Genomic DNA, 3,620 nt, shown 5'->3' with positions numbered 1-3,620 from the left:
CGCCCACCCAAGGAGGTGCCCACCCATGGTTGACCTGGAAGAGCGGCTGCACGACCTGGTACGCGCCGCCGAGCCCTCGATACGCCTGGCCGGCCCGGAGGCCGCACGGACCAGGGGCCAACGGCGCCGGGTGCGCAGGCGGGCGTCCATCGCCGCCTCGGCGGTGTTCACCGCGACCGCACTCACCCTCGGCTCCTGGCAGTTGCTGCCCGACCACGGCCCGCCCCGCACCCTGCCCGCGGCTCCGCCGACGGCGCCGAAGACCGCCCACGACATCCCGGCCTCGGCTCTGCTGCCAGCCAGCGCGGTGCCCTTCGAGCGGTCCGCGCGCTGGAAGGCCGACGGTTCCACCGACACCGTCACCGCCCCGCTCCTGGACCTGCCCGGCAAGTGCCGGCTGACCGGCCTCGACACGGCGCGGACACCCCGCCCGGTGGAACAGCGTTCCCGGAGCTACTCCGGGCGGCAGGAGGGTCAGCAGGCCCGGCACACCATCAACGCCTATGCACAGGAGCAGAAGGCCGCCCAGGTCTTCACCGCGCTGGAGAAGGCCCTCGTCTCCGAGTGCGGCCTGCACCAGATCGGCTTTCCCGCACACGAGCGAAGCGGCTCGGCGGGCAACCCCATGGTGAAGACCTTCGCCTGGTCATCCGACAACGCGCCGCACGGCATCCAGGTGGTCCTGATGCGCGCCGGCAGCAAGCTCGGCATCCTCCAGGCAAAGGAGCTGGAGGGCTTCTCCGCCGAATCCGCGGACGACCTGACCACGTACTGCACATCGGTGGCGCTGTGGCGGCTCCACCCCACCGCGGCCTCCTCTCCCCCGCCGTACGAGCCCGATCCGGAAGCGGGGCGGAAGGCTTGCTGACCCCCGCGTCCCGACCCCACGACCTCCACCATCCCGCGACCCACTCAAGAGGCCCGCTGTGCGATTCCCCCGTCCCGTACGTCAGACCCCGCTGCTGGTGGCATCGGCCCTGGCACTGACCGCCCTCGCCGGCTGCTCCTCCGCGGGCAGCCCCGCATCAGGCTCCTCGGTGTCCCCGGCCGACGCCGGGCCGGCCCGGATCTCCGTCACCCCGACCGGCGGCACCGGGGCCATAGCTCCGGACAGCACCGTCAAGGTCGATGTAGAGGGCGGCACCCTCACCTCGGTGGAGATGACCTCCGGCAGCAGCGGTGCGGTCCCGGTCACCGGCACCTGGACCAAGGGCAGAAAGAGCTGGCACTCCGCCCGCACCATGACGCCGGGCGCCCACTACACGGTGCGGGTCACGGCGACCAACGCGGCCGGCGAGCGCACCAACCGCCAGGCCCAGCTCGAGGTCCGCCCGGCCCGGTCGTTCAACGGCGTCACCGTCACCCCCACCCGCGACGCGGTGGTCGGCGCCGGCCAGCCGGTCTCCGTCGCCTTCGACCACCCCGTGCGGAACAAGGCGGCCGTGGAGCGCCGGCTCTCGGTGACCACCTCCCCGCGCACCGAAGGCTCCTGGGGCTGGGTGCGTGACCCGCTCACCGGCACCGAGCGCGTCGACTGGCGTCCGAAGTCCTACTGGGCCAAGGGCACCAAGGTCACCCTGCACGCCAGGCTCAGCGGGGTGGACACCGGTCAGGGCCGCTATCTGCGTCGCGATGTGACCAGCAACTTCACCGTGGGCACGGTCCGCGTCTCCAAGGTCGACTTGGTCAAGCACACCATGGCCGTCTACGAGGACGGCACCAAGATCCGCACCATCCCCATATCCGGCGGTTCCCCCTCCTACCCGACCTGGAACGGCACCATGGTGGTCCTCGACAAGGCCCCCATGGTCCACATGACCAATGAGTCGGTGGGCATAGCCGATCCCTACAGCGAGGACGTCCCCTGGGCGGTCCACCTCACCACCAGCGGCACCTACGCCCACGCCGCCCCGTGGAACGAGGGCCTCGGATACTTCGGCCGCTCCAATCAGAGCCATGGCTGCGTCGGCATGTCCGAGGCCGATGGCAAGTGGTTCTACGAGCGGGCCGTGCGCGGTGACCTGGTCGAGGTCACCGGTTCCACCCGGCAGACCGTCCCCACCGGAAACGGCTACGGCGACTGGAACCCCAGCTACGAGCAGTGGCAGCGGCTCAGCGCACTCCGCTGAGCGGACTCGCGGCCACCTGCCCGGTGGCCGCACGCCCGCGGGCCCGGTGACCTCTCCGGCCCGGCGCTGGTCCGGTCTCGGTCAGGCCCTGGTCTGACCGAGACCGGACCCCCTGGTCAGGCCCGCGTGCCCGATCGGGGAGCATCGTCCAGGAGTCGGCCGGGGGACGACCTACCAGCCGGGACCACGGGACCGAGCCCGGCCGGGACCACGGGACCGGCCCCGCCGGGGACTCCTCAGGCCTTCTGGCCGTCCCCGTCCCCGTCCTCGGCTCCGTCCCCCAGGGCCTTGCTCATGAACAGCGCCGTCTCTCCCTCCGAGGCGGTGCCGATATAGAGGCTGGTGTCCAGGCCGCAGAAGGTGAAGCCCATGCGCTGGTAGGCGCGAATGGCCGGGGCGTTGAGGTCGGTGACCTCCAGCCAGGCGGTACGGGCGCCGCGGGACCGGCCGTAGGCAAGCGCCTGGGCCATCAGCCCGCGGCCCATCCCGCGACCCCGGTGGGCGGGTGCGACGGCGATGTCGCGGATGGCGAGGCGGTGGTTCCATGCCTCGTAGTCGACGGCGATGGCACCGCAGACCCGGTCACCCTCCAGGGCGACCACCGTGTACTCGGCCGGTTCGTCGTCCTCGTCCGGGAAGTGCTTGGTCAGCGGTGGATCCAGCGGGACGGGCCGGACAGTGAAACCGGCCGGGGTGGCGGTCACCACGTACCGGGTGTCGGTGGTGAAGGAGCTGTCCAGGGCGGCGAGTCGACTGTGATCCGTCCGGGCAAGCGGCCGGTAGGTGTACGAGGGCGGCGTCATCTCGCCACGGTATGAGGGAGGGAAGCCGGACGACGCCGGGAGGGGATGGTTTCGGGCACCGAGCACTGTTGCGCGAACAGGGGCAGTTCGTGACCGTCTCGTGGAGAAATACGGCGCTGGATGCGATCGAATAGCCAGGACCGTGGATCCGTACGCAGGTGGAGGTAGTGCAGATGGCTGGGGTTCCCGCAGGAGTGGTGGCCGCGGGCGGGCTCGTCGGCGGGTACGGCGTCGCCCGCTGGACGAAGAAGCGACCGCTGGGCGGCGTGGCGCTGGCCGCGGCCGGGGCGGTGGCCGCCCGCGGCTGGCAGGAGAAGGCCGGGACGAGTACGGCGGCAGCGCTGAGCGGACTGTATGTCGCCGCCTTCGCCGGATCGCATCCGCTGGCCAAGAAGCTGGGTGCCTGGCCCTCGGTGTTCGCCGTGGCGGGAGTGATGGCGGTCGCTTCCTGGGCGGCCGCCGACCGCAGGAGCTGACCCGCACCGCCCACCACCCACCCTCAAGGAGGCAGCTGCGACAGCTCCGGTTCGACCGGGCCGGCCGCGCCACTCCCTGCGAGGGGACGCGGGGTGGACGGTAGGCCGGCCCCCCACTGCCTGGAAGTGGGGCGCGGGGCGGGCGTAGACCGGCGGCCCTGGTGTCAAGGGGGGAGAGAGCACCAGGACCGCCGGCGTATCTGTTGTGGGGG

4 protein-coding genes are annotated in these 3,620 nt (G+C 71.9%); 3 read left to right on the top strand and 1 reads right to left on the bottom strand.

What is annotated here, in order from left to right:
* Window positions 1–25: 25 nt before the first annotated feature.
* The gene (locus E4099_RS30425; RefSeq protein ID WP_135342330.1) at window positions 26–868 is read left to right on the top strand and encodes a hypothetical protein; all 843 of its coding nucleotides are present in this window, start codon (window positions 26–28) and stop codon (window positions 866–868) included.
* A gap of 58 nt (window positions 869–926) precedes the next feature.
* Window positions 927–2,129 carry a L,D-transpeptidase gene (locus tag E4099_RS30420; protein WP_135342329.1) on the top strand — a complete coding sequence of 401 codons (1,203 nt, stop codon included), beginning with the start codon at window positions 927–929 and terminating at the stop codon, window positions 2,127–2,129.
* 236 nt (window positions 2,130–2,365) lie between these two features.
* On the opposite strand, the gene E4099_RS30415 is transcribed toward E4099_RS30420, so the two are convergent.
* The gene (locus E4099_RS30415) at window positions 2,366–2,932 is read right to left on the bottom strand and encodes a GNAT family N-acetyltransferase (RefSeq protein ID WP_135342328.1); all 567 of its coding nucleotides are present in this window, start codon (window positions 2,930–2,932) and stop codon (window positions 2,366–2,368) included.
* A gap of 173 nt (window positions 2,933–3,105) precedes the next feature.
* Here E4099_RS30415 and E4099_RS30410 point away from each other — a divergent pair, with 173 nt between their 5' ends.
* Window positions 3,106–3,408, top strand: coding sequence for a hypothetical protein (locus E4099_RS30410; protein WP_135342327.1), 303 nt, complete (start codon window positions 3,106–3,108; stop codon window positions 3,406–3,408).
* Window positions 3,409–3,620: the final 212 nt, after the last annotated feature.

The sequence above is a fragment of the Streptomyces palmae genome, from assembly GCF_004684805.1.
In the GTDB taxonomy this organism is placed as follows: domain Bacteria; phylum Actinomycetota; class Actinomycetes; order Streptomycetales; family Streptomycetaceae; genus Streptomyces; species Streptomyces palmae.
The sequence above is the reverse complement of the archived record's forward strand: the minus strand, read 5'-3'. Positions and strand labels throughout refer to the sequence as shown.